Below are 26,968 nucleotides of genomic sequence, written 5' to 3' on the forward strand. Positions count from 1 at the left end.
AGTGTTTTGATTATTAAATATATTGGAAACATCATGCTTATTTCACTTGGGTGACGTTTCTGGGCTTGGTGTGATTTGAGGTGGCACACAGAGCTTTTTGTTTTTTATGGCCATAATGGTTTTAATGCTTAAATGTACGATAAGAGCTAAAAGTACCGCTAATGTTAAAGAGGCTATATAGCTAAAAAAGACTTTATGTAATTGTTCAAACATAATAAAACTGGCTAAAGAAAAAGCCGCTAATGGAAAAGTGTAAGCCCACCATGAAATTGAAAAAGGCACTTTTATAAAACGCGGTGTTTGTACCATTAGCATAATCACTAAAAATAGTGCAATGTAGTAAAGAATATGAGCAAACTCATCGACCCCAGCCATACCACTTAATGTCATATAAGCTATAAATCCAACGGCAGGTGGAGCAATTAAGATAAAAAGAGTAGGTTCTAATACTTTCATAATTGGCGGATGAAAAAATAAACGATACATCACAATGCTATTTAAAATAATCCAAAAGACCAGCCCGGTGCTAAAGAAAAACCAGGCGACTTCCATGTCAACAAAATGTACAGCTCCTAAAGGCACAACAATGGCGCCAACAACGGGCATAAACCACGTCGGTGTCATATGCGTTATTTGCCATTTTTCGTGATGAATCCAAATATTTAAGATAAAGATCAACAATAAAAATTGCATTATTGCACCTAAAAACCACATGACACGCGCAATATCATAATTCATATCTAAATAAACTAAGCTGAGAAGCAGTAAGCTAATACTAAAGGTTGGAAAAAAATGTAAGGTAATAGGGTGGTTAAATTCAGCAATTACAGATTTAGGGTGTTTTATTAATTTAATCAAATACACAATTGAAAACAGTACAAAAACAAGTGTAGTTAATAATGCAAAACCATAAAATATATAAATAGAAATTCCTAGTAGTTCATGGGCTTGTTTTAAGCTGAGCGTTAAGCCGCTAAACCCCATGACTGCACCAAAAATAGTAATGGGAAAAAACGCCGTGCTGCGCTCAACAGGCCTAGTATTTTGTTCTTCTGTCGATGGTTGTGACATGAAACCTTCCTTACTGCATAATGCTTTTTCAAAATTTAGCTGTTTTTTAACTATTTTTTATATTTAAAGCCTTATTATAAAGAACTTAAATCAAATAAAGACAGATCTCTGTTGGTTTTTAAATATTCTTGGGCTCAAACCTCTTTATACTTGAGGTTTTAGTACGTTTATTTACAGGCGCAACCCTAACGTATTTATTGTAAATTCAAAATTATTAAAATTTTAAAGGTCATTTTTTTAGCATGCGATTGAGTTATTTTCCGAGTGTTGGGTATTTTGTATTGCCAATGGGGCTGTTAGGAGCAGGCCTAAATGCCCAACATTTAATAACGCTTTTACAGCTTAAATATGACTTTTCAATTGTTTTACTATTGCTGGGGTGGGTGAGTTTTACGGTTGTAATGGTTCATTATATTTGGCATTTGGTCGGCAAGAAAAATAGAGATACATTAATTCAAGAATGGTATGACCCGTTTAGGCGTTCTTTTTTACCAGCAATTACCTTAACGAGTGTATTGTTTATCCTAAGTATTGCACAAGTTCTAAATATAAATCAACATGTTGCAGATTCTAGTTCAGAATTATCATGGCATTATTCATCACAGTTTGTTCTATTGTTATTACTGTTATTTGTTGCTGCACTTCATCTATTATTAAATGTGTTTTTAATCAATGGTTGGCTGTTTGATGAAAAGCTAACGCTTAATCAACATAAACCTACTTGGTATATTTTATTATCTGGTAACTTTATTATTGTTATCGCCTTAAACAGTGAATTTATTGTCACGACGAATAGCATTCTGTATGAGTTGTCGATGTTCTTTTATGCAATAGGTTTATTCTTTTGGGTTGTTTTCTCAAGCACATTATTTTATCGATTAATTTTTAATAGCATGTTGCAAACGCAATTAAGACCAAGTTTATTTATTTTTTTAGCTCCGTCTTCATTAGCCTGCGTGGCTTCATTACTCTTATCTGATAACTATATGTTAACCGGTAGCGTGCATGAACAAGCCATTGGGCTTGTAACGTGGTTAAGCTTTTCCTTTGCAAGCACTATGTTAATAGCTTGGCTTTTAAGCTTTAAATTTTTTGTAGGAAGTGGTTTAAGTATGGCAGGGTGGTCATTTGTGTACCCTTTAGCCGCGTATGGTCTAGCGGCTCAGTATTTAGCTTATGCCATGCAAAGCACCTGGTTAGTTATTTTTAGTGTCATAATTTTTGTTTCACTGATTGTGTTTATACTGCTTTTATCCTTTTGGTTATTTAAACTCAGCGTGCGTTCCGTTAATGTAAAAACAGAAGAATAAAGCCTAAATCCTAATTTTTACGGCTTTAAAGTAAATTTTCAATTTTACGCACTGGCTGCAAGGTTTATAATACTGTTTTTTTTGATTTATCTAAATTTGGAGTCTTCTTGTGATTCGTACTCGCTTTGCCCCTAGTCCAACAGGTTATTTACACATTGGTGGCGTTAGAACAGCCCTATATTCTTGGCTTTACGCCAAAAAACAAGGCGGTGAATTTACTCTTCGCATTGAAGATACCGATTTAGAACGTTCAACAGAAGAATCGGTAAATGCTATTTTAGAAGGAATGAGTTGGTTAGGTTTAGATTATGACAAAGGGCCTATTTACCAAACGCATCGTTTTGAACGCTATAAAGAAGTGATTCAAGAGCTGTTTGATAAAGGCTTAGCTTACTATTGTTATGCAACGCCAGAAGAACTTGATGAAATGCGAGAAGCGCAAAAAGCCGCTGGTGAAAAACCACGTTATGACGGTCGTTACCGTGACTTTACTGGCGAACCTCCTGCAGGCGTTAAACCGGTTATTCGTTTTAAAAACCCAATAGATGGTGATGTGGTCATTGAAGATTTGGTTAAGGGTACCGTCACGATTAACAATAAAGAATTAGATGATTTGGTCATTGCCCGTTCAGATGGCACGCCTACTTATAATCTAACCGTTGTAATTGATGATTGGGACATGGGAATGACACACGTTATTCGTGGAGATGACCACTTAAATAACACGCCACGCCAAATCAATTTATATAAAGCAATGGGTGCTGAAGTTCCCAAGTTTGCACATATCCCAATGGTATTAGGCGAAGATGGTAGCCGTTTGTCAAAACGCCATGGTGCGGTAAGTGTTTTACAATATAAAGAGCAAGGTTTTTTACCAGAAGCATTACTTAACTATTTAGTACGCTTAGGTTGGTCATACGGCGATAAAGAAGTCTTTACAATGGATGAAATGGTGCAATACTTTGACTTGGATTCTGTTAACGGTTCGCCTTCTACTTTTGATACAGCTAAACTGATCTGGATAAACGAACAACACATTAAAATGGCTAATGCTGAACATTTAGCAACGCATTTATCTTCTTTTGTTGCACAACGTGGTTGCGATTTAAACCAAGGGCCTGCATTAGTGGACGTAGCTGATTTATTACGAGATCGTGCTAAAACATTGGTTGAAATGGCTGACGGTGCAGTTTATTTTTATAAAGACTTTGAGGAATTTGAAGAGGGCGCAGCTAAAAAACATCTACGCCCTGTTGCAGAAGACGCATTGCTACTGGCTTACAGTAAACTAGAAGCTATTAGCCAATGGACAGCAGAGAATATTCACAATGCCATTAACGACACTGCAACTGAACTTGAAGTTGGTATGGGCAAAGTAGGTATGCCTTTACGAGTAGCTATTACCGGTGGTGGTCAATCACCAGCTATAGATGCTACGGCAGAGCTTATAGGTCAAGATCGTTGTTTAAAGCGTATTAAAATGGCCTTAGCATTTGTTGAGCAGCGTAAACAGGCACAGTAATCTCTAAAACCTTAATGTTTTGCCTGATACATTGATAAAACTGAAAACCGTTTAACTTATATAAGCTAAACGGTTTTTTTATGTTCATTTTTTACAATCAACTTCAAAGCGGGCCAAAACACTGGTAAATGTGTAAAATTATCATGCAAAGTAAACTTAAAACTAATTTATGCATCTTTAGTCTAGTAAACAGAATCAAAATATTTAAATGTTAATTGCATTTGCTTAACCAACCGGGAAGATCATGGGCATTTTGCTTTCTCTAATTATTAATCTAGTAAGCACTTTATGACAGATTTTTTGATTGTTACACCTGAATTCCAGGGGTAAATTTTACTCTTCATAGACTTTGATTTTGGGCTCTACAAGCTAATAAACAATCACTTAGGGCTTGCAGGGGTTTATTTTCAAAAAAGTGTCATCTTTTTTACAATTTAAGCTTGACGAAAAGCGGCAACACTATATAATACGCACCCATCAGCTCGAGGGGCTATAGCTCAGCTGGGAGAGCGCAACACTGGCAGTGTTGAGGTCAGCGGTTCGATCCCGCTTAGCTCCACCAAGTTGATAACTTAGTCCATTAGAAACCCACTAGGCCGGGTTTGCTAACTGATGGCAATACCGATAAAGATTATATTTTTTTATCACCATGTGTGTCCCGTTCGTCTAGAGGCCTAGGACACGGCCCTTTCACGGCTGTAACAGGGGTTCGACTCCCCTACGGGACGCCAATTTGCGGGAATAGCTCAGCGGTAGAGCACAACCTTGCCAAGGTTGGGGTCGCGAGTTCGATCCTCGTTTCCCGCTCCAGTTTTAAGTGTGTTGATGACCTAGGCCATAACAATCATCAACAGACTTTAATATGCTTTTAAACTTATTTTTAAGTGTATTAGAACACTCGTTAACTCTTTAGAGTTAACAACAATCTGTCCCGTTCGTCTAGAGGCCTAGGACACGGCCCTTTCACGGCTGTAACAGGGGTTCGACTCCCCTACGGGACGCCATATATAATAAACCCACTAATGACTTGTCGTTAGTGGGTTTTTTATTGTCTAAATTTTAACCATTAAAATATTGGAAATAAAAAACCAAGCAATTCCACTCTATGTAAAGAGGGGACAGGCCTGGTAATTTTGGTGTTTTATTTGAATATAGATATATAGAAGTAGTATTTATTTTATATCTTAACGCATTAATATTATTCGGTTTTTATTGAAACAGATTCAATGTTGGGAATAATTTCAATGTGGTCCAGAAGGTCGCCCAAATTGGTACTATGATCTAACTCTAAGGTAAGCAACATATTGACACTGTTTTCTTGAGTATTTGTCTTAGTATTAGATGCGATTAAATTGATATCTAAAGTGGTTAAAGTAGCCATTACATCTCTGAGCAGACCTTTACGGTCAAACGCAATTACCTCAAGTTCAGCCATAAAGCTTGGTTGTTCAGCTTGGTTTTTATTCCAGGTAACTTCTATTAATCGACGTTGCTCATCGTGCGTAAGATTAAGAATATTAGGGCAGTCGTGTCTATGAACAGTAATTCCTCGACCACGAGTAACATAACCGACAATATCGTCAAACGGCTTTGGTGAGCAACAAGGTGCAATATTGGTAGATAGGTGAATCGCACCTATAACATACGCCTTAGCATCTTCAAGATTAGTATTCTCTGAAAAAGTGAAGGTACGTTGTTGTTTAGACTGTGTTTTCTCAGGTTTTAAGAGTGATTGTATTGCACTGGTTAGTTGGCGTTCATTAATTCGGCCTTTACCAATGTCTTCAAAAAAAGTATCGGTACTATCATGCCTAAAGCGTTTAGCCACTTTTTTAGGGTTAATTGATTCTGCATGTAAACGTTTGATTTCACGGTTGTATAACAGTTCACCAGTAGTAGTGTTTTCACTTTTATTTTGTTTGTTAAACCAGTTTCTAACTTTGTTTCTTGCGCTGGTACTGGTTAAATAACCTAGGTTAGGGTTTAACCAGTTACGACTAGGCTCTCCATTTTTAATGGTGAGCACTTCAACTTTATCTCCGGTTTTAAGAGTGAAGCTTAACGGCTGAATTCTACCGTTCACTTTTGCACCACGACATCTATGCCCAAGCTCGGTATGAATTTGGTAGGCAAAATCAAGCGGCGTAGCGCCTTGTCTAAGCGTAATGATTTCATCATTAGGCGTCATGATATAAATATGTTTGCTCTGTAATTCAGTGCTAATCTCTTTAAAAATATCTGGATCATCAGAGTTTTCAAGGATTTGCCTAACGTTAGAAATACTTCTTTCTAGATTGACATCAAATCCAGTTTTATCGCCTTCTTTATAGCGCCAATGTGCTGCAATACCATATTCTGCACTGTGGTGCATGTGATCAGTACGAATTTGTATCTCTACAGTTTTACCTTCAGGGCCAATAATAACGGTATGAATAGATTGATAGCCATTTTCTTTTGGCGTGGCAATATAGTCATCAAATTCATCTCTAACGTAGTTCCAACGGCTATGAATCAACCCTAATACTTCATAACAAACTTGTACGCTGTCAACATAAATCCTTACGGCTCTTAAATCATAAAGTTCATCAATAGGCAGGTTTTTGCGCTGCATTTTTTTCCAAATACTGTATATATGTTTTGGACGACCTGTGATTTTTGCCTTAATACTGTTTTGATCAAGCATGCCTTTAATGGTATCAAGTACAGCTTCAATATATTGCTCACGTTCAGAACGTTTTGACTGTAATTGCTTAGCTATTTTTTTGTATTCATCAGCATGAAGATAGCGAAAAGACAGGTCTTCTAATTCCCATTTAAGCTGGGCGATACCAAGTCTATTGGCAAGAGGGGAAAATATAAGTTGCGTTTCTGCCGCAATTTGATGACGTATTTCTTCGCTTTCATCTTTAATTATGCGTAAACGGCCAATACGATAAGCAAGCTTAACAATCATAATGCGAATATCAGATGTCATAGCTAATAACATCTGACGCAAACGTTCGTTTTGCACTTCGTCAGATTTACGCTCTAAATCAAAATCTTTGAATTTGTTTAGTTTTCGAATTCCATCAACCAATTTAGCCGTTGCAGCACCAAAGTGTTCGGTTACTTTTTCAAGCGGATAAAGGCTTTCAAGGTTTGCATCGCTGATTAAAGTGGCTACTAAAGTTTCATCGTCTAATTTAAGATGCGCTAAAATTTTGGCAACCTGAAGACTTCTTACCATGCTTTTTTCTGGCAAAGCTTCAGATTCGATTGCCATCGAGCACGCAAACTCACAACGTTTCTGTTGTTCTTTGGTTAAATTGAAATCAGAAAAAATTTCTTTATATAGAGATTCGACCGTATACATTGATAAATACTAACTTTGGAAATAATCGATATATTTTAGCGAGTTTTGCGCAGTAAAATTCAGTATTTATAGTAAAAGATTTTATTATTGAACAAGCAGAAGTAAATGCTCTGGTTTAAAGAGGTGCGCAATGCGATAATGTGCTCTAATTTTTTTAAGTAATTTAAATGAGTTAATAAAATTTTGATTGAAACGACCCCAATGACATTGTCACAAGAAATCATAGACAAAAACCTTTTACATAAAAATAGTGCCTGCGGCTTTAGCGTTGCTCCCATGTTGGATTGGACCGATAAAAATTGTCGTTTTTTTCATCGTCAATTAAGCCAGCAAGCTTGGTTATATAGTGAAATGGTCACTACGGGAGCCATTATTTATGGTGATAATTTGCCACGGTTTTTAGGTCATAATCCTGAAGAAGCTCCTGTAGTTTTACAACTAGGAGGTAGTCACTCTCAAGATTTAGCGCAATGTGCAGGTTTAGCAGAAGAGTGGGGTTATTCAGAAATCAATTTGAATATTGGTTGTCCAAGCGATCGTGTACAAAATAATATGATTGGTGCTTGTTTATTAGGGCATCCAGAATTGGTTGCTGAAAACGTAGCTGCAATGAAAGCCAAAGTTAAAATCCCTGTTACGGTAAAAACTCGTATTGGGATTGATGATCAAGAAGAGTACGATATCCTTCATAATTTTGTTCAAGGACTTGTTAACGCGGGTGTTGATGGGGTGATTATTCATGCACGTAAAGCTTGGTTACAAGGTTTATCTCCTAAAGAAAACCGTGAAATACCACCATTAAAGTATGATTGGGTGCATCGAATAAAATCGGATTTTAAGGATTTGGACATTGCTATTAACGGTGGTATTACAAATCACGAACAAGCGTTAAAACACTTTAGTGAATATGAAAATTTGCCTGCCGTAAATGGCGTAATGTTAGGTAGAGCAGCTTATGAACAACCTTTTATACTTTCTGAAGTTGATCACTTATATTATGGACAGAATCGCAAAGAATTAACACGCTTAGATGTTTTACAAAAAATGTATCCTTATATAGAACAGCATTTATCTCATGGAGGTAAATTAAATCAAGTTACTCGCCATATGCTAGGTCTATTTTTTGGATTGCCCGGTGGTAGAATTTGGCGTCGCCATTTATCTGAACACGCCTTTAAAAAAGGGGCAGGGATTGAAGTAGTTGAACAAGCCTATAAAATGGTAGCGGATGAAATTCAAAGAATGGAAGATAGATTGTGATTTTTTTAGATGTGCCTTTTAGAGAAAAAGACCAAGTTAAAGCGCTTGGTGCTCGTTGGGATGCCGTAAGCAAACGCTGGTATATCCCAGAAGCATTAAAATCGGAAGAAGCATCTTTTCAAAAGTGGTTACCGCAAACTTTAACTGAAAACGTGTCTGCAGACGTTACAAATCATTTCGATCCCTATTCCCAGTCTTTAAATTTTGACTCTTCAAATCAATCAGAAGTAGAAAAAGGCACTAAACTCTCTATTGTATTAAGAAAAGTGCAATCGACTTTAAGACAAGGCTTTCCTGGTGGTGTTTGGGTAGTTGCTGAAATAGCAAATATGAATACACGCCGTGGGCATGTGTATCTAGAATTAACTGAAACCAATGAGCAAGGTCAGTCTATCGCAAATTGCCGCGGCATGATTTGGCAAAGCCAGGCAAATAGATTATTAGAGCGTTTTCAGACAGAAACCGGCAGTGGGTTAGCGATTGGTCAAAAAGTGCTTTTGCTTACAGAAGTGAGTTTTCATGAGCAGTACGGTTTCTCTTTTGTTATTCAAGATTTAGATCCAAGTTACACCTTAGGCGCACAAGAGCAACGTTTAAATGAAATTCGTAAAAATCTAATTAAAAAAGGCTTATACCAGAAAAATAAATCATTTAATTTACCGACTGATTTTTTTAGGATTGCCGTAATTGCACCACCTGATGCTGCTGGGTTAGGCGATTTTAGGGCGGATGCCGATATTCTACAAAAATATAAATTATGTCAATTTAGCTATTTTTATAGTAGTTTTCAGGGAGATGCGGTCGAAAGAGAGATGCTTGAAGCTATTTCTGCCGTACATTCAATGCATCAAACTAATGCATTTGATGCTTTAGTTATTATTAGAGGCGGTGGTGCTAAGTTAGATTTAAATATGCTTAACATTGAGTCAATCGCAGAAACATTATGCAACGCAAATTTACCTGTTTTATCGGGTATAGGTCACGAAAGAGACAATACGATATTAGATGAAATTGCTCATACTCGTTTTGACACACCGAGTAAAGTTATCGGTTTTATAAGAACTCAGATCGTTCATCAAGCAAAATATGCACAAACTAATTGGATTAATATAGAGCAATCTAGTCGATTACAAGTGCAAAAACTCAAACAAAAAATTGTAAATTTTCATAATACAATTACACGCGACAGCCTAAATAGCGTACATAAGTGGCAACAAAAAATAGAACCTATTAATTTTGCAATTAGACGTTTAAGTGAATCAAAAATTAGACAGGCAGGGCACGATATTGATGTAATTCATCAACAGATACGATCTACTGTTAATCAACAGATAACACTTATTTATGCAGATATTGAACAGCAACAAAAACACGTCTTAGAGAATGCTAAACGAGTATTATCTGTACAAAAACAACAGCTTATACAGTCAATCTCCTTTATTTTAAGCTCTGGTCCCAAAGCTCAATTAAACAGGGGATTTAGTATGGCAAAAAGCCTTGAAGGCAAGCCGATTATTACGGCTAAAGAGGCTTTAAAACACCCTAAAATTGAGTTGGAATTTAGTGATGGTTCGATTGAAGCCAATATACCGCCAAAACAGATAATTAAACAGATAAAATAGAATAAATAAAGAGGTTTTTATATGACTCAATCAGCAGAAAGTTTTAAAGAGAATTATCAAAAATTACAGGATATTGCCCAAAAACTAGCCAATAGTGGTGAAGTTGATATTGATGAATTAGTTCCAATGGTTGATGACGCCACTCGAGCATATCAGCTTTGTAAATCACGTATCGATGCCGTAGAAAGTGCGTTAAATACACGTTTAGAAAGTGATTCAAACTCAAGTCATAATGAACAAACTGAGGATTAATAATGCCAAAACAAGCAACAATTTATCATAACCCGAGCTGCTCAAAAAGTAAAAACAGCTTAGCACTATTAATAGAACATGGTTATGAGGTTACCGAAATTTTGTATTTGGATAATCCGCCCACTAAAGAAGAACTAGCCGATCTCTGTGAAAAAATGGGGGTTAAGCCTGCTGATATTGTTCGCAAGGGTGAAGATTTGTTTAAAGAGTTAGGCTTTAGTAAACGAGACCTTAAAACGCATAATGAATGGTTAGATATTTTGATTGCGCATCCTAGACTTATTGAAAGACCGATTGTAAAAATTGGTGATAAAGTCGTTATGGGAAGACCACCAGAAAATATTTTAGCGATTATGGATTAGATCTCGCTAAGTTATAAAGTCATCACAATTCAAATAAAACGTGTCTAGCAAATTATTTAGTTACATTATTTTAAATTTACCAGGCCTGGTAAATTTAAATATTCTTCAGGCCAATAGCTTTAATGAGATAGGTTATTTGGTTCAAGCCTTAAATTCCAATCAAAGATTAGTTTTCATAAAATATTTCATAAATCCATCAACTAAAAACCTTATTTAGTTAAGAGTTCTTAATTTTATATATTTAGCGTTATAGGTTGCTAAGTAAGTAGCTGAAATATTCATTACGAATATATTCATGTTACCAAGCTTAAATATATTTATATTAAATTCACTTTAAGATAATCCGAGTTACCGGTTTATAGCTAATTTTGTAATTAATTTAACCCAATAGGGTATTGAGATGATAAATCCTTATATTATTTAATATTAAATTTAACATAATATATATTATGCGAATATTGTAAATACAAAACAGGGGCTACTATTTACTAAACTTAAGTTGAAATATATATCTATCCTTTTGTTTTAAAAGGTTTTTTGCATTGCTTTTGTTTTTTAGAATTAAAATAGAAAATAAGATTATTTTATTTTTAGTGAGTTCATTACGGAAATGATTTATCTCTGTTTATTTAAAATGTTTTTTAAATCTTATAAAAACCTTTGACTAAACCAATGTACTTCAAATACTTTGGCTCTTTTGATTATTCTGTTTTGGATTTGAATCTTGGTTTGGGTTAAACATTATCTTATATGGCATACTTTAACTAAGTTCACTAAATTTCAATCTGGCAACTTAATTATGCAGCCTGCACGGTGTTTTTATTTACAGGATTAAATTACCTTACCTTCTATTTGTTAATAATAGTTTAAGTATAAAAAAACCCGCCTTTAGCGAGTTTTTAAAGTTAAACCATAAATTGGCCTGATTGTTTATTAACTTAATCAAACATTAGGTTCCATCGTGCAGACCAAGCAAAACAGTAATCATTGGAATTATTGCAATAATTGCCAATAAGATTGGCACCCACGCTTTATCTTCTTTATTTCTAAGACCAATAAGCCCTGCAATAACGGCTATAGGAGCCGCAATCCAAGTAATAGGAGGAAATACAAGAGCAAATAAAATCGCTACAACACCAGAAACCATACCTAATGTTGCTGAATCTCCAGGCTGATAACTTTTAGTATTACGCATATCATCTGGCTGAGTACTTGCGGACTGTAAACGCCCCATAATGCCATTAATATCGGACTCAGACAAATCACTTTGCACCACTTCTATATCTGTCATGCCTAAGGTAATCTTTTTATTTTTATATAGGGATTTGACTAAATCATCCCAGTTAGCATCATCGTCTAATTGATCTATGATTTGGTGTGCATCTTTTTTAATAGACATATTTTTTCCTCTAAACTCATTAAACTAATTTGCGCTTTTAAGACTCTTGTATAGGCGGTCTATAACTAAACCCCCTTCTTTAAGTCAAGGTCTTAACAAAGCAAAAAATTAAATTAATATATACTGCAAATTTTATTGATAGATAATATATCAATAGCATTTAGTGCATTAATTATTTATTTTTTTTATTTTTATACCCATATAAAATTAATTAATTACCGTGTGTGCTAGAAATATTAAAAAAGTAGTTTTTGCTACGAATATCCAACAATTGAATATGAGTTTGCAAAGATGTAATTGTGTTGAAAAGCCTAATACAGACTTTTATTTTGGCATTCTTAGGCATTTAGGGAGTAATGTACTTAGAAATTAGACACACTTGCAAAATGTTTATAAATCTATCTAATATGGTGATATTCATCATGAATTTAGATGTTAAAAGTTACTTTTAGATAAAATTGGCATGAAAAATGCCTAAAAAGTCTAATTTACTTTACGTTTTATCTTTATTTTGGATTATTATATCTACTAAGAGACCTTTTTTACTTGTTTATGACTCAAGCAAAGGGCTTTTAATACTATTAAATTTCGTCAGGAGCTTTCTTACACATGGCACTCATGCCCGGCTTACAGATTAATATTGGCCAGCAACTGAAATTAACACCTCAGTTACAGCAATCAATTAAGATACTGCAATATTCTGCTTTAGAAGTTCAGCAGACTATTGAGACCACGCTCGAAACTAACTTTATGCTAGAAGTTGGTGAAGACATGGACCTTGATGATGAACTCGAACAATCTGTAAATTCTGATGAGCCTTCTGAAAATAAGGAGAAACTTGAAACTCCTGATGATGAAACGCCCCTTGATATTAATGATACGGAAGTTCTTAAGGATGATCTGCAGGCAGATTATGATTGGGAAGATGTTTATACAGATCACACCCCTTCTCTCTCTTCTCAGAGTCAAGAAGAATACACGAGTGCTGAAACCTATACGGCTTCTGAAGAAACCTTGCACGATCACCTATATTGGCAATCTGATATTTATCCTTGGTCAGATGAAGAGTCGGTTATTGCTTCTTATATTATTGATGATATTAATGAAGAAGGTTATCTCACCAGTACGCTTGAAGAATTAAATGGCTTTATTCAAGAAAATGAAACGAATTTAGCAACAACAATAGACGATATTGAAAATGTATTGAGTGTTGTTCAATTATTTGAACCAACAGGTGTTGGTGCCAGATCGGTACAAGAAAGCTTATTAATTCAATTGTCTAATATGCATAAAACCCCTTATGTAGTTACCGCAATACAATTAATTAAAGAACATTTTGATTGGCTCTCTTTTCATGATTCAAAACGTATTAAAAAAATGTACGGTCTTACGGATGACGATCTCAATCAATTGTTACGATTAATTCAGTCTTTAAACCCTAGACCTGGTCGTGATTTTTCAAGCACTCAATCAAGTATTGTTATTCCTGACTTAAGATTAAAACGAGTAAAAGATGGTTGGTTAGTTGAATTAAATGCAAATGCGTTTCCTAAGCTCACCGTAAATTCAGCATATATTGATTTAGCATCAAATCTTAAAAATGATGAACAATCTAAACAAATAAAAGAACAACTCATTGAGGCTAAAGGGCTAATCAAAAGTATTCATAGCCGTGGTGAAACTTTATTAAGAGTTGGTAAATTTATTGTTGAAAAACAAGAACGCTTTTTTGACGAAGGTGAACATGCCATGCAACCTCTTGTATTGCGTGAAGTTGCTGAGTTTCTTGACTTGCATGAGTCAACTATTTCACGTGCAACTAATCAAAAATATATTCAAACACCTCGCGGCACTTTTGAGCTTAAATACTTCTTTTCTACGGGGGTTAGTCAATATGGTAGTGCTGACCAATCCGCAATTGCAATTAAAGCTCATATTAAAGAATTAATTGATGGTGAAGATGCCAAAAAACCTCTTAGTGATAGCAAATTAATGGCTCTTTTAGAAGAAAAAGATATTGTTGTTGCTAGAAGAACTATTGCCAAATACCGTGAAGCTTTAAAAATTCCATCCTCAAGCGAACGAAAAAAATATAATCAATTCAAGTTATAACTTTTTCTAACGGCCTTGTATTTCATTAGTAAATACAAGGTTTTATACTCTAAATCACCTTCTATTATCCCATTATTTAGATTTTTTAAGCATTTCCTCACACTACAACGCTTTGAATAATAGTAATTTATTACATTCGCTTTTATAATGACTCAATAATTAAAATATAAAACTGGGTACATTATTATGAATAGAGTAAATCTAGAGCAGATCCAAGAGGCTGCACAGCAGCAATGGGAATCTCAAGCAGAAGTCAAAGAGTACATGTCTGCAGTCAATCCTCCTATGCCAAAAATCGATGTTATTAATTACCCAAGTGATTTACATCAAGGTGGTATCACTCGCATAGTTCCTTTTGATCTATCTACACAATTACAAACCGATTATCCAGCAACCTCTCCAAACTTAATGGCGAGTTATATAAAGATTTCTGCTGGCGAAATGTTGAGAACAGATGCGGCGGTTACCTCTCAAATGTTTTACGTTATTCGTGGTTCAGGCCGTACGCAAATGAAACACGGAACCATTGAATGGAAACAAGGAGATTTATTCACCCTTCCATCTGTACCTGATGCCTTACATACAGCAACAGAAGATACTGCATTTTATTGGGTGCATGATGGCCCTCTTTTAGATTACTTAGGTGTACAACCAGGCAAAGAGCGTTTTCATCCGGTTTTATATACTAAAGAAAGATTATGCGGTGAACTGACAGCAATTCGTAAAAAAGCCGAAGGTCGTAACCGAACTGGTTTTTTATTAGCCAATCCAAATTTTCCGCAAACCATGACGTTAACTCACACTTTATGGGCTTTATATAATGTATTGCCAGCAGGTGTTGTACAAAAAGCACATCGTCATAATTCAATTGCTCTTGATTTTTGTGTCAACGCAGGGCCAGATACTTATACCTTAATTGGTAAAGAAGTAGATGAAAATGGTGAAATTATCAACCCAATTAAAGCTATGTGGACACCAGGTTCTGCATTTATTACACCTCCAGGCTGGTGGCATTCACATCATAATGAATCAGGTGAAGATGCTATTGTTTTACCAATTCAAGATGCGGGCATTATTATGAATATGCAGGTTTTAGACTTTCAATATATTCGCTAACAACTCTTTATAACCGTGCTTACCCGGTAAATCGATTTTTAAGGGTAATAACTTTAAATTTATTTATATTGGAAATATTCTATGCAAAATACAGACTATAAAATCGCGGTGATTGAAGATGATGAGATTCAACTACGAAGTTTGGTTGAAGCACTTCAACAGCAAGGTTTTACAGTAGAACCGTTTACTAATCGAAAAGATGCTGAAAAAGCATTTGCGCAATCCCTACCAAATCTTGTTATTTCTGACATTATTTTAGGTTCTGAAGTCGATGGTGGATTTGATTTAGCAAAACATCTTTTAAGCTATAACCAACCTATTCCAATTATCTTTCTTTCAGAACGACAATCAGAGTTTGATATTTATACTGGTCACGCTTTAGGTGCAATTGATTATTTACCTAAACCCATTAGCTTAAATGTATTAATCGTTAAAGTTAAAAATTTATTAAGAATTACTGGTTCAGCAAAGGTAAATGATGCTAATGATGAACAATCTAAAATTCCACAACTTGAATTAGCTCCTGATCAATTTAAAGCTTATTGGCATGGTAAGCAGTTAGATCTAACGGCTACTGAGTTTGAAATGCTAAAACAATTTGCTACCGCAGGCGAAAGCAGTGTCATTTCTTACGATGCTTTACAGTCATCCACTCAAGGTGTTGTTGAACGAAATACCATAAATACTCATATTTGCCGTATTCGCAATGCATTTAAAAAGATTACTCCTGAGTTTAATTTAATTCACAATGAATATGGCCGTGGTTACAGCTGGCAAGATAAAAATTAATGTATCAATTTAATGTTTAATAGAAAAGAATCCATGCGACTTTCAATAAGAACAAGGTTTTTTATCTTGTTGTTATTGCTAACAATACTTCCTTTTCTAGCCTATCGTTTTGCTATTGATTTACACCGAATTATGCTTAATAACCAAGCCATAGTTCAAGAGCAAACTGTTGAAAACTTAGCCCTCATTTTAGAAAACAGAACGGACTTGTGGGCTTTGCAAATACAATCGGGTATGCCAACTCGTTTATCGCATCTTAATTTGGCTAACTCTGTTCTATGGGTGGTTAACGAAAACCGTCAAACCACTTATGTTGTTGGGCAGTTACCCAACCATGAAATCCAACACCCTGTTGATGCATTTACCACTATTGGTAAAGTATTAATTAAAACACTTGCGACATTTTTACCTTATTCTCTCCCCTATCCTTATCCTCAAAGTCTTAACCCAGAAAGAAGCTTAATTTCAAACTCCTTAGCCGGAAAAACCTTTCAGCAATATCGAATGGATAAAAATGGTCAGCCCATTTCGCTTATGTCAGCGACTCCATTAATTATTAAAGGCAGAATTATAGGCTCAATCGTATTAGAACAGCGTATGGAAACGCTTTTTAGTCACAACCTAAATTATTTTTACCGATTAATTGGAATAGGCGCAATCATCTTTTTAATTGTCTTGATTGGTGCACTAATGCATACGGCTTCTTTATCTAATAGAATCATTCGGTTAGATAATGATGTAAAAAGAACTTTTAGTATTCAAGGCCGTATAACAGACTTGGTATTTCAAGACAAAATTAGCCGTTTTTATCAAGATGAGCTATCAGATTTACGCCATCATATACATGAGATGCTCATGCAACTAGGGGCTTATGAACGTTACTTAAAACAACTGCCAAAAACATTAAGGCATGAAATTCACAACCCACTTAATCGCCTATCTATGGCATTAACCTTATTAGAAAACGAAAATGAAAATGAAAGCCCGCAACTTGATTACGCTAAGCATGCTTTAGCACAACTAAAACAGTTAATTAGTTCTCTTTCAGAAGCCACAAGTATTGAAGATAGTTTGCAAAGTCAAACACCTGAAGATTTTCCGATTGGATTAATGCTTGAACATTATTTAGAAAACACAACGGCACTTCATCCTGATTGGAATCTAGACTGTCGATGCACTGTTCCACACGAAATAATGGTTTGTGGTGACGGTTTTATGATTGAACAATTAATGGATAAATTACTCAGCAATGCTGCAGATTTCTCAGACAATAAAATCCCGATTACCATAATTTGTAAAATCTCTGAATCATCGGTTTTAATCAATATTATTAATTCAGGCCCCGCATTACCAAAAGGATTGGAACAACAAGTCTTTGATGGAATGACGTCAGTAAGAACATTGAATCAAGATAATCAAACACATTTGGGCTTAGGCTTATATATAGTTAAACTCATTACTGATTTTCATAAGGGAAAGGTTTTTGCTGAAAATATTACATCCTTTGAACAAAGAAAATTTAATGGCGTTAAGTTTACAATCGAACTCCCTTTTCACCTATAAAGACAATTATTTTATGAAATGACTAATTGCTATTCATTTAATTAAAATAGTAATTAGCCAAACATAAAACAATGCCTTTTTATTCAGAGATAATCTATAAGATGATAGACCGCAGCTTTGAATAAAAAAGCCGATTATTTTTTATAAATTCACATTTAAAAAATCTGTTATTCAGACGTTAATGTCATGTAAACACTTGCTGCATTTGGTACTGCAACCTGATTAAAAACAATTCTGTCTTTATACTCTGATTGATCAATTTTTTTAGCTTCTTCAACTCCACCGCCATTAGCAATAGATTCTTTTACTCGATCTGCTATTTTTACAAAGTAATCAACAGTCTTTTCTCTAATTTTACTAATACTAGCGGGATTGCCGTGACCAGGTATTACAATGGCTTGTTCAGGCTTTTTAAATAATTCTGCCATGGTCGCTTCCATTTTATTGAAAGAATCAATCCACTCTTTATAATCACCACCATCAAAAAGCCCTGGCAATCTTTCATTTACCCCTAAATCTCCTGTAAATACTACATTTTTTGAAGGGACAAGTACCCCTGACATAGTTGGTGTGTGACCACCACCATAGTTATTAATATAAACTTTTTCGTTATTTCCAACATCGAGAACCAGTGAGTTTTCGAATGTTGTATAAAATTTGGTTGCATTATAGGCAGGGGTATTCCACACTTTTGAAACAGAAGTCATGTAACGTTTTTTAGCTTTATTAAACATTTCGTTCCATTCTTCAGTCGCTTGTTTTTCTGAGTAAATATTTTTAACTCCAACATCATGCCAATAGCTTGCACCCATATTTGCATGGCCTTGATGATTTTCAATCACAATCCATTTAACGGGTTTGTCAGTAATTTTCTTGAGTTTTTTATGAAAGCTATATGCCACGGCTGGGTTTGGACCGGCATTATAAAGCATGACGCCATTCTCAAAAATAACTGCTGTCATATTGTTATTAAAACCAAAATTGGATCTATTTCCCCAAATCTGACTTCCTATGGATGTATATACACCATCTGCTACTTTTTGTAGATCAGGAATCGGAAGCTTTTCTCCAATGTAACCATTTTTCTTTTCAAGAAGATGCGTTTCTTCTGCATAGGCTTTAAAAGAGTTTGAGTATGCATCATTTGCTAAAGCCGTTACTGGCGTACCTAAAATAAGAGCTGTTATTAAAGGTTTGATTGCAGAGTTTAATTTTTTCATAAGTACTCGTTATTTTTTAATAATTAAAAATACATTAGGTTATTAGAAGACGGTAAGAGATTGTTTTTAAGAACAAATAATCACGCCTATCCTAATTTTATCGTTTTATATTTATTCATCATGAATTCTTTTGTAAATAGCATTTTGCAGGCCATGTATTTAGCTTTATAAGCGATTGATATACATTCGTTTTATTATATGCTTATCCAAAATATAGGAGAAACTACAAGGATGATTAGGGAGAAACTCCAATAAAGCACTGTGTTAAAAAATAAATCTGTAAAAGTCTTTGAAAATTCGTTAGATTCTCCCATTGCACTAAAAGTGCGTTTTGTAAAATAGAATTGAAAATACAACATTTTAATAAACGGTCTCGAGTCGAGTTTAGGGTTTAGTATGTTTACTTTTTTTGGTAACCATAAAAAAAGCCTGAGTCCGATAGAATATCGAAATCAGGCCTTAAGTGCCGTTTAACCAAAGTGTCCAACTTTTTGGGGTCACTTCAATACGGCCTTTGTTAATGTATTAAATGGGTAAAGTTGTTTTATTGGACCCTTTTAACTAAATCTTCTATATTTCGAATCCAAGGGGTTATGCCATAGTTGGATTTTATATTTTGCGCAAGTTTATCTGCTTCGGCTCTTTTTTCTAAGGAGCCAGTAACGACAATATAGTTAGTTTCTTTATTACGAGTTTGTGGCAGCGCTTTAGCATCTTTTAAACCTTTGCTCGAAATAAGTTTTTCTGCCGCTTTTTGGTTTGGCACACTTGCTAATTGTAAAACAAAGTTCTTTTTAGGTTGTGCTATTAACCAATTCACATCTGCTGAAGTTGCAATAATTGGCGCTTGGGGACTTGTTGGCCCTTTAATCTCGCCATTCATTTCTAACTCTGGTTCTTTTACTGTTGGCACCGTTATCGTGTCAGAACTTAATGTTTTTGATTTTTCAGTTAACTGTTTTTTGCTATTTAAAGTTGAATTTACCAGGCCTGGTAAATCCTTAACATCTTTATCTTGATTAAGCTGTTTTAGAATTAACTCTAACTTGTGGTCAATTTTTGATTCGAGTGTTTGAGTATAGGCTTTAAGTTTTTCATCTAAAACATCTTCGGTTACTACCGAGGCTGTTGTTTTAGACAGGCTACTTTCTTTATTTGATGTTAATTCAGTGCCATTTGCAATTTTAGGTAATGCCTCTTTTTTAAGGTTGGCATTTGTAATTTTAAGCTGTTCAACCTCTTCTTGTAGAATTTTGAGTTGTTCAACATTCTGATTTTGGCTTTCAACTACCTTTTCTTGCTCTTTTTGAAAACTGCTATAGGCAATATATATAAGACCTAAAACGGTTAATAAAAGTGAGAGCATTATAATGACACCAAAAAAAGAGAGTTTATTGCTTGGCTTTGAATCACTAAGTAACTTATTTGAGTAATTTGTTTTTGGCACGGTTTCCTGCATCTTATTTTTAGGGGGTTCAGGCATAACCTGTTCAGCAGCCGTTAACCAATCATTTAAAGAAGGGGTTTCGCTGCCATTTGAATTTTGAGGTGAAATTTTGCCAGCTTTAGATTCAATCTCTTCTAAAATTTTGGCTCTTTGTTCTTCAAGTTCTGAAATAGTAAGTGACATAGTTGTTTACGCAAGTTACCTATATGAAAGGGTTCTTAAAAGTTAAATTTATTGTAAAATGCTTTAGTATAAAAAGATACTTAAACATACCTTTGGAGTGATAAATATGCCTAATATGGAAAGCGTAGGTTCTGCGTTATTAATTACCTTTGCATTACTAGTGGTCAGTATAGGCATAGTAAGTTTGGCAATGTGGTTTTTATATAAATTCTTTAAAAATAAAGACGACGAAAAATAACAGTATTTTTGCCTGTATTTTAATTTATGCAGGTAATTTTTCTCTCTATATTTAGCTTCTTTTTAAGTTTATCGAAATTTATTTTACCTCGCCATCAACATACTTCCAATGACCTATTTCATTTTTTCTAAAATAGCTTTTTTCATGCATAGACCCTGCTTCACCGTTATTTAGTTGATAATAAGCAATAAACGTTACCCAGCCTTCTGCATCTTTTTTACGGCCTTTTTTACGCCCATTAAGACTAAGTTTAGTCCAGTGTAAACCTGGCGTATATTCTATGCTACCAGGCCTGGTAATTTTATCCCAAGTAAATAAAAGGTAGTCTGTCAAATGCAGTTCATAGGCACTAAAACGAGATCGCATGAGCTTTTCTGCCGTATCTGGTATTTGTGTTTGTTGATGATAAGGTTTACAGCATTCTGCATAGATTTGTTTGGATCCACACAAGCAAAGAGCATTATTGTTTATTTCAAGCATAATATTTTGTTTTTAAACGGTTAAATTATTTTTAAATACTTGGTGTAATCTTAAGGAAAGCAATATTGCGGCTAAAAGCAGTCCTAAAACAATTCCTAGCCAAAAACCTTCAACCCCCATCGGTTCAACTATCCAGTTAGTAAAGGTAAAGATATAGCCTAAACCTAAACCAATTCCCCAGTAACTTATCAATGTTACCCACATAGTCACCTTTGTATCATGAAACCCTCTCAAAGCCCCTGCTGCATTAACTTGTATGGCATCAAAAACTTGGTACATTGCGGCATAAAAAATTAATGCCGTTGCAATAGTTACAACATGACTATCTTTTGAATAAAGTTGGGCTATATCGAGTCTAAAATAAAAACTGGTTATTGCCAGGAATAGTCCTAGTAGGACGGCCCAGGTAAAACCCGTATATAGAGAGTTTTTTACTTTTTCATAATCCAATTCACCAAAACCATAACTGACTCTCACCGTTAATGCCATACCAAAACTTAAAGGCACCATAAAGGCAACAGAGGTAAAACTAATGGCAATTTGATGTGCCGCAATAACGCTTGTACCTAAAACGGCAATAAATAAGGCAATAAAACTAAATAGACTGACTTCAAATAATAAGGCAAAAGAATTGGGTAAACCAATAGAAAGAATAGGCTTTATTCCGTTTTTCCAGTTAATTAAATAACCAGACTTGTTTTGGTTTTTTATAGGAAAGATATATTGTTGTAATGACTGCTTATTAAACACATAAATTAAACCAATAATAAACATGGACCACATAACCAAGCTACTAGCAATACCGCAACCTGCCGCACCTCTTGCTTCGACAGGGCCATAACCATAAATAAATAATGCGTTTAGTGGTATGTTTAATAGCAAGGCTAAAAAACTAATCCACATAGTGGGAAGTGTTTTGCCTAGCCCTTCCCAAAAAAAACGTAAGGCTTGATATAAAACAACACCAGGCATTCCAAACGCTATAAAAAATAGATAATCTTGAGTTAATTGATGTACTTCTGGATTTAAACCTAATAGGTTTAATAGCCAGGTAAGATTCATCAAAATGGTTAGCGATATCAATCCTAAAGGCAAAGACAACCAAAGACCTTGAATTAAATATAAACGAATATTTGTATGATTTTGTTGGCCATTTGCTTTGGATATTAAAGGCGTAATAGCCAATAAAACACCAGTTGAAAAGATAAATACAGGCATCATAATATTTGTGCCTAATCCAATAGCCGCCAAATCATTTGTACCAACTTGGCCAGACATAATCGTATCTACCACACCCAGTCCTGTTAAGGCGAGTTGGGCAAACAATATAGGCAAAGCAAGCTTAATTAAAAGTTTTGATTCTGCCAAAAAAGCCGTTGATAAAAAAAACATTTATCTTTAAATCACTTATCTTCAGGCAATTTATCAACTGACGAGTTTAACTTTTTCTCATCTAAAAGTTCTTGTTCTGTAAACCCTTTTTTAGTCCAATAGGCTTCACCGTGTTTTTGTTCAAGCTCTGATAAATCTTCTTGGTTAAGTACGTTGTCATCATTAGGATCTATATGCAAAACCATTTTGGGTAACAATAAAATAATAATTAATTTAAAGACCCAAAAAACCGTAGCATATATCACCACCGCTAAGGCTAAAACCAAAGGTAAGCCAAACACTAAATCTACAATAAGTGCTTGGCCTTCAAAAAGCATTTCAAAAAGATTTTTATGAACAAAAGTAAAATACAACCAGCCAACAACAGAGGACAAACTTAGCAAAATAGCAATAAGATTAAGTAAAGGGTGTAATTTGGTATTTCTAAATAAGCAAAGCATAGATTCTCTTAGGGTTTTATGAAAGGTTTAAAAGGGACAATAATTAGTCAAGGTAAAACTAAACATGACTTAGTTTTTGAAAAAATAACCAATGCAGTGCCATATAGGTTGTTGCTACATTAAAATCCCCTGCTAGCAATTTTTGTTTAGCTTCTTTAAAAGACAGTGTGACTACTCGAATATCTTCATGTTCCGTTGCAAGCCCAGCATGTGTATTAACGGTGGTGCTGTCAATTTGACTGGCGTATAGATGAAGTATCTCATCACAAGCACCTGGACTAGGATAGCATTGGTTAATAAATTCAAGCGCCTTAATATCCGCACCGGTTTCTTCTTTGACTTCTCTAATACAAGCTTGTTCTGGTGTTTCGCCTAAATCAATCATGCCTGCGACCGGTTCAATTAACCAGGCCTGGTAAAATGCATTTTGATTAAGTGCATTTTCAATCGCACCTGCACGGCACTGTTCTACCAATACAACCTTTTGTGCTTTTAGGTCATACAATAAAACGACTACGGCTGGACCTCTGCAAAAAACTTCACGCTCAATTAAAGGGCTTTGCCCTCCTTGATATAAAGAGTGACTAAACTTGATGTTTTTGACGCTGAAAAACTGTTTAAATACGGTTTTAATTGTTTGAATATTAAGGGTTTTAGTCTTCATGATTACTTAATTTCAATTCTTGGAACACGTTGAGTTATGCCACACAATAATTCATAACTGATGGTGCCAGAATAGTCAGCAATAACGTCTACTGATAGCTCTTGTCCCCATAAAATAGCTCTTGTACCAATCGTAACATTGGACTGGCTATCGGTAATATCTACGGTAATCATATCCATCGATACACGACCAACAAGAGGTAACTTTTGACCATTAATAAGAACAGGTGTGCCTGTTTTTGCATGCCGAGGATAGCCATCACCATAACCAATAGCAACAACCGCAATGGTACTTTTGCGTGAAGCAGTCCAGGTACTTCCATACCCTACTGATTCACCAACTTGTACGGTTTTAATAGAAATAACTTCTGATTCAAGCTGCATAACCGCTTTTTTAAGAGTTTTGTCACCCGCAATATCTCCTGCACCATAAAGTGTAATGCCAGGCCGTACCCAATTATAATGACTTTGCGGATAACGAATAATAGCGGCTGAACTTGCAAAACTTTTGGCATAACCGTAGTGTTTTGAACACGTTTCAAATCGCTGCAATTGCAGAGAGGTAAATTCTTCTGCTTGCGGGCTTGTTTCATCAGCCATCGCAAAATGCGAAATAATATGAATACAAAATTCATTGTCTGATTTTTCTAACTTGGCAATGACTGATGCAACTTGATGCGGGTCAAACCCTAAACGGTGCATGCCAGTATCAACTTTAATCCAAACATTAAGTTGTATAGAAATTGTTTGCTGTAAAAGCCAGTCAAGCTGATAATCAGAATGAACCACAATATCGAGTCGGTTTTGTAAAGCAACAGAAAGTTCTGACTGCGAAAACAAACCTTCTAACAATAAAATACGATGTAAAAAGCCTTTTTGTCTTAATACTAACGCTTCATCAATTGAGGCAACCCCAAAACCATCGGCACCACTTAATTGATGTGCAACTCGTTCAACGCCATGACCATAACCATCGGCTTTTATAACCGCTAATATTTTACTGTTTGGCGCAATCTTTTGAACACGTTGCAAGTTATGTTTTAAAGATTGTAAATAAATATAAGCTTTGGCTGGGCGATAGGTCATAACGTATTAAAGCTCCTAATAATGTTCATCTGGAACATCAAAACTCGCATGGTTTTCAAAACGAGTGTATTCACCAATAAAGGTAAGAGGAACCATACCTAAAGAACCATTACGGTGTTTACCTAAAATAATTTCAGCCATGCCTTTATCTTCGGTTTCGGGGTTGTAAACCTCGTCACGATAGATAAAGATGATTAAATCGGCATCTTGCTCAATCGCACCAGATTCACGTAAATCAGACATTACTGGACGTTTGTTTGGTCTTTGCTCAAGGCTTCGGTTAAGCTGAGACAGTGCGATAACGGGAATATTAAGTTCTTTTGCTAAAGCTTTTAAACCACGTGAGATTTCAGAAATTTCATTTACACGGTTTTCAGAGTTTGCTGAACCACGCATTAATTGTAAATAATCCACCACAATTAAACCTAAACCAGTGACATGCTTTTCTGGGTTTTCTTTACCCGCTTCAATAGCTTCTTTACGTTGAATATCACGTACATCTTTATCAATTCGGCGAGCACGTGCGCGTAACTCGGTAATCATTAAAGCTGGCGTATCATCAATATACACTTTGGCTTGAGACAAAACATTGATTGCTTTATTCAATTTTGGCCAATCATCTTGTGCCAATTTACCTGTACGCATACGCCCTGCATCAATTCGACCAATCGAACTAATCATACGCATAGCCAATGATTCACCTGGCATTTCCATACTAAATACGGCGACAGGTGTACCATTTTTGGTGGCAATGTTTTCTGCCATATTCATTGAGAAGGTTGTTTTACCCATTGAAGGACGCCCTGCTACAATGATTAAATCACCATTTTGTAAACCTGCTGTAATATCATCAAATTTAGTTAAATGTGTTTCTTGGCCAGTAATTGTGCCTTCTGAATTAAAGAGTTCGTCAATTTTATTAATGGCTGATTCAAGTAACATATCCATTGACTTATAAAGACGCTCTTTACCTTCTCCATGCTCAGCAATACCCATAATTTTAGATTCAGCGATATCTAAAATTTCTCTAATATCTCTTCCTTGTGGAAAATAAGCCGCCTCTGCTACTTCATTACTGGCTTGGATTAATTTACGTAATATGGACTTACCTCTAACCAAACCTGAATAATATAAAATATTGGCTGAACCAGGGGTGTTTTTAACTAATTCGGCAAGATAGGCTTTTTCGCCAGCGGTTTCTAATTGACCTGTATTATCTAAATATGCCACAACAGAAACTAAATCGAACGGCTTATTATTGCGGTTGAGTTCAAAAATAGCTTCAAAGATGACTTGGTGTTGTTTGGTATAAAAGTCACCAGAGTTCACAATAACACTCACATCATCTAATACATCTTCAGATAACATAAGACCACCTAAAACAGATTGCTCGGCTTCAATGGAATGAGGTGGGACTTTAAAGAGTTCTTCGGTCGATTGTTTTTTAGCCATAATAGAAATTAACAGTATCAAATTTGATTAACAAAAAAAGTATTATACCGTTTTTTATAAAAACAAAACCGCAAGGTCTGTATATTTATAAAATTGAAATAGCATAAATTTTAGACATAAAAAAAGCGAGGGTATTCAAATGAATACACCCCGCTTTTTTAAGACAATCTTTATAAAAAAGATTACTCAGCAGAAGCCTTAACTTCAACTGTAATTGAAGCAACTACATCAGTGTGTAATTGAACATCAATTTCATAAGTACCTACGTGACGTAGAGCACCTTCTGGCATACGAACGTCACGACGTTCCATGTCAAAACCAGTTGCTTTAAGTGCATCAGCAATGTCTTGAGTTCCAACAGAACCAAACAACTTACCTTCATCACCAGCAACTGATTCAATAGTAACAACTTGACCGTTTAGGTTTTCGAAGATACCTTGAGCAACAGCTAATTCAGCCGCAGCAGCTTTTTCTAATTCAGCGCGAATTGTTTCAAATTCTGCAACGTTTTCTTTTGTTGCCGCTTTTGCTTTACCTTGAGGAATCAAGAAGTTACGTGCATAACCTGACTTAACTGAAACTTGATCACCTAAAGATCCTAGATTTTGTACTTTTTCAAGCAGAATAACATTCATAG

Annotated in this window: 23 protein-coding genes and 4 tRNA genes; 15 read left to right on the forward strand and 12 right to left on the reverse strand. The window is 35.1% G+C overall.

Annotated features, from left to right (window positions below; translation table 11 throughout):
• Window positions 1-42: 42 nt before the first annotated feature.
• The gene (locus tag ACYQ0E_RS06950; protein ID WP_460187519.1) at window positions 43-1,071 is read right to left on the reverse strand and encodes an SLAC1 anion channel family protein; all 1,029 of its coding nucleotides are present in this window, start codon (window positions 1,069-1,071) and stop codon (window positions 43-45) included.
• Window positions 1,072-1,313: 242 nt separating this feature from the next.
• On the opposite strand from ACYQ0E_RS06950, the gene ACYQ0E_RS06955 reads away from it, so the two are divergent.
• From ACYQ0E_RS06955 to ACYQ0E_RS06980, 6 genes are all read left to right on the forward strand, one after another.
• Window positions 1,314-2,381: an SLAC1 family transporter gene (locus ACYQ0E_RS06955; RefSeq protein ID WP_460187520.1), complete on the forward strand. Its 1,068-nt coding sequence runs from the start codon at window positions 1,314-1,316 to the stop codon at window positions 2,379-2,381.
• A gap of 109 nt (window positions 2,382-2,490) precedes the next feature.
• The gene (gene gltX / locus ACYQ0E_RS06960; RefSeq protein ID WP_460187521.1) at window positions 2,491-3,903 is read left to right on the forward strand and encodes a glutamate--tRNA ligase; all 1,413 of its coding nucleotides are present in this window, start codon (window positions 2,491-2,493) and stop codon (window positions 3,901-3,903) included.
• Window positions 3,904-4,389: 486 nt separating this feature from the next.
• Window positions 4,390-4,465, forward strand: a tRNA-Ala gene (locus ACYQ0E_RS06965).
• Between the two features lie 93 nt (window positions 4,466-4,558).
• Window positions 4,559-4,634: transfer RNA gene (locus tag ACYQ0E_RS06970), tRNA-Glu, on the forward strand.
• A gap of 4 nt (window positions 4,635-4,638) precedes the next feature.
• Window positions 4,639-4,713, forward strand: a tRNA-Gly gene (locus ACYQ0E_RS06975).
• A gap of 118 nt (window positions 4,714-4,831) precedes the next feature.
• A tRNA-Glu gene (locus tag ACYQ0E_RS06980) sits at window positions 4,832-4,907 on the forward strand.
• A gap of 194 nt (window positions 4,908-5,101) precedes the next feature.
• Here the strand turns inward: ACYQ0E_RS06980 and ACYQ0E_RS06985 are convergent.
• Window positions 5,102-7,255 (reverse strand): RelA/SpoT family protein, encoded by a 2,154-nt coding sequence (locus ACYQ0E_RS06985; protein ID WP_460187522.1) that lies wholly within the window; start codon window positions 7,253-7,255, stop codon window positions 5,102-5,104.
• 201 nt (window positions 7,256-7,456) lie between these two features.
• Between ACYQ0E_RS06985 and dusA the strand changes: the two genes are divergently transcribed.
• Genes dusA through arsC form a run of 4 tightly spaced genes read left to right on the forward strand, consistent with a single transcriptional unit; the run spans window position 7,457 to window position 10,751 of the window.
• Entirely contained in the window at window positions 7,457-8,515 is a 1,059-nt protein-coding gene (gene dusA / locus ACYQ0E_RS06990) for a tRNA dihydrouridine(20/20a) synthase DusA (RefSeq protein ID WP_460187523.1), read from the forward strand.
• A complete protein-coding gene (gene xseA / locus ACYQ0E_RS06995) occupies window positions 8,512-10,137 on the forward strand; it encodes an exodeoxyribonuclease VII large subunit (protein WP_460187524.1) in 1,626 nt (541 codons plus the stop codon). Before dusA ends, xseA begins: the two co-directional genes overlap by 4 nt.
• Before the next feature lie 21 nt (window positions 10,138-10,158).
• Window positions 10,159-10,389, forward strand: a complete 231-nt coding sequence (gene xseB, locus ACYQ0E_RS07000) for an exodeoxyribonuclease VII small subunit (RefSeq protein ID WP_460187525.1) — start codon at window positions 10,159-10,161, stop codon at window positions 10,387-10,389.
• Window positions 10,390-10,391: 2 nt separating this feature from the next.
• On the forward strand, window positions 10,392-10,751 hold the full coding sequence (arsC, locus tag ACYQ0E_RS07005) for an arsenate reductase (glutaredoxin) (protein ID WP_460187526.1): 360 nt from the start codon (window positions 10,392-10,394) through the stop codon (window positions 10,749-10,751).
• 949 nt (window positions 10,752-11,700) lie between these two features.
• Here the strand turns inward: arsC and ACYQ0E_RS07010 are convergent.
• Window positions 11,701-12,150 carry a hypothetical protein gene (locus tag ACYQ0E_RS07010; RefSeq protein WP_460187527.1) on the reverse strand — a complete coding sequence of 150 codons (450 nt, stop codon included), beginning with the start codon at window positions 12,148-12,150 and terminating at the stop codon, window positions 11,701-11,703.
• A gap of 609 nt (window positions 12,151-12,759) precedes the next feature.
• Between ACYQ0E_RS07010 and ACYQ0E_RS07015 the strand changes: the two genes are divergently transcribed.
• From ACYQ0E_RS07015 to ACYQ0E_RS07030, 4 genes are all read left to right on the forward strand, one after another.
• Window positions 12,760-14,262 carry an RNA polymerase factor sigma-54 gene (locus ACYQ0E_RS07015; RefSeq protein ID WP_460187528.1) on the forward strand — a complete coding sequence of 501 codons (1,503 nt, stop codon included), beginning with the start codon at window positions 12,760-12,762 and terminating at the stop codon, window positions 14,260-14,262.
• A 186-nt stretch (window positions 14,263-14,448) separates the two neighbouring features.
• Window positions 14,449-15,378 carry a cupin domain-containing protein gene (locus ACYQ0E_RS07020; RefSeq protein WP_460187529.1) on the forward strand — a complete coding sequence of 310 codons (930 nt, stop codon included), beginning with the start codon at window positions 14,449-14,451 and terminating at the stop codon, window positions 15,376-15,378.
• An 81-nt stretch (window positions 15,379-15,459) separates the two neighbouring features.
• Window positions 15,460-16,167 (forward strand): response regulator transcription factor, encoded by a 708-nt coding sequence (locus ACYQ0E_RS07025; protein ID WP_460187530.1) that lies wholly within the window; start codon window positions 15,460-15,462, stop codon window positions 16,165-16,167.
• 66 nt (window positions 16,168-16,233) lie between these two features.
• On the forward strand, window positions 16,234-17,730 hold the full coding sequence (locus ACYQ0E_RS07030) for an ATP-binding protein (protein ID WP_460187531.1): 1,497 nt from the start codon (window positions 16,234-16,236) through the stop codon (window positions 17,728-17,730).
• A gap of 167 nt (window positions 17,731-17,897) precedes the next feature.
• On the opposite strand, the gene ACYQ0E_RS07035 is transcribed toward ACYQ0E_RS07030, so the two are convergent.
• Complete coding sequence (locus ACYQ0E_RS07035; RefSeq protein WP_460187532.1) at window positions 17,898-18,950, reverse strand: MBL fold metallo-hydrolase; 1,053 nt, start codon at window positions 18,948-18,950, stop codon at window positions 17,898-17,900.
• A gap of 544 nt (window positions 18,951-19,494) precedes the next feature.
• Window positions 19,495-20,580, reverse strand: coding sequence for an SPOR domain-containing protein (locus tag ACYQ0E_RS07040; protein WP_460187533.1), 1,086 nt, complete (start codon window positions 20,578-20,580; stop codon window positions 19,495-19,497).
• Between the two features lie 106 nt (window positions 20,581-20,686).
• Between ACYQ0E_RS07040 and ACYQ0E_RS07045 the strand changes: the two genes are divergently transcribed.
• On the forward strand, window positions 20,687-20,818 hold the full coding sequence (locus ACYQ0E_RS07045) for a hypothetical protein (RefSeq protein ID WP_460187534.1): 132 nt from the start codon (window positions 20,687-20,689) through the stop codon (window positions 20,816-20,818).
• A gap of 78 nt (window positions 20,819-20,896) precedes the next feature.
• Here the strand turns inward: ACYQ0E_RS07045 and ACYQ0E_RS07050 are convergent, their stop codons facing one another.
• The 7 genes from ACYQ0E_RS07050 to rplI form a co-directional block, all read right to left on the reverse strand.
• A complete protein-coding gene (locus ACYQ0E_RS07050) occupies window positions 20,897-21,298 on the reverse strand; it encodes a YchJ family protein (protein ID WP_460187535.1) in 402 nt (133 codons plus the stop codon).
• 12 nt (window positions 21,299-21,310) lie between these two features.
• Window positions 21,311-22,690 carry an MATE family efflux transporter gene (locus tag ACYQ0E_RS07055; protein WP_460187536.1) on the reverse strand — a complete coding sequence of 460 codons (1,380 nt, stop codon included), beginning with the start codon at window positions 22,688-22,690 and terminating at the stop codon, window positions 21,311-21,313.
• 11 nt (window positions 22,691-22,701) lie between these two features.
• Window positions 22,702-23,130, reverse strand: a complete 429-nt coding sequence (locus ACYQ0E_RS07060) for a hypothetical protein (protein WP_460187537.1) — start codon at window positions 23,128-23,130, stop codon at window positions 22,702-22,704.
• Between the two features lie 58 nt (window positions 23,131-23,188).
• A complete protein-coding gene (locus ACYQ0E_RS07065) occupies window positions 23,189-23,794 on the reverse strand; it encodes an NUDIX domain-containing protein (protein WP_460187538.1) in 606 nt (201 codons plus the stop codon).
• A 2-nt stretch (window positions 23,795-23,796) separates the two neighbouring features.
• Window positions 23,797-24,879, reverse strand: coding sequence for an alanine racemase (alr, locus tag ACYQ0E_RS07070; protein ID WP_460187539.1), 1,083 nt, complete (start codon window positions 24,877-24,879; stop codon window positions 23,797-23,799).
• 15 nt (window positions 24,880-24,894) lie between these two features.
• Window positions 24,895-26,331 (reverse strand): replicative DNA helicase, encoded by a 1,437-nt coding sequence (gene dnaB, locus ACYQ0E_RS07075; RefSeq protein WP_460187540.1) that lies wholly within the window; start codon window positions 26,329-26,331, stop codon window positions 24,895-24,897.
• A gap of 182 nt (window positions 26,332-26,513) precedes the next feature.
• Window positions 26,514-26,966: a 50S ribosomal protein L9 gene (rplI, locus tag ACYQ0E_RS07080; RefSeq protein WP_460187541.1), complete on the reverse strand. Its 453-nt coding sequence runs from the start codon at window positions 26,964-26,966 to the stop codon at window positions 26,514-26,516.
• Window positions 26,967-26,968: the final 2 nt, after the last annotated feature.

The organism is Thiomicrorhabdus hydrogeniphila, from assembly GCF_054656895.1.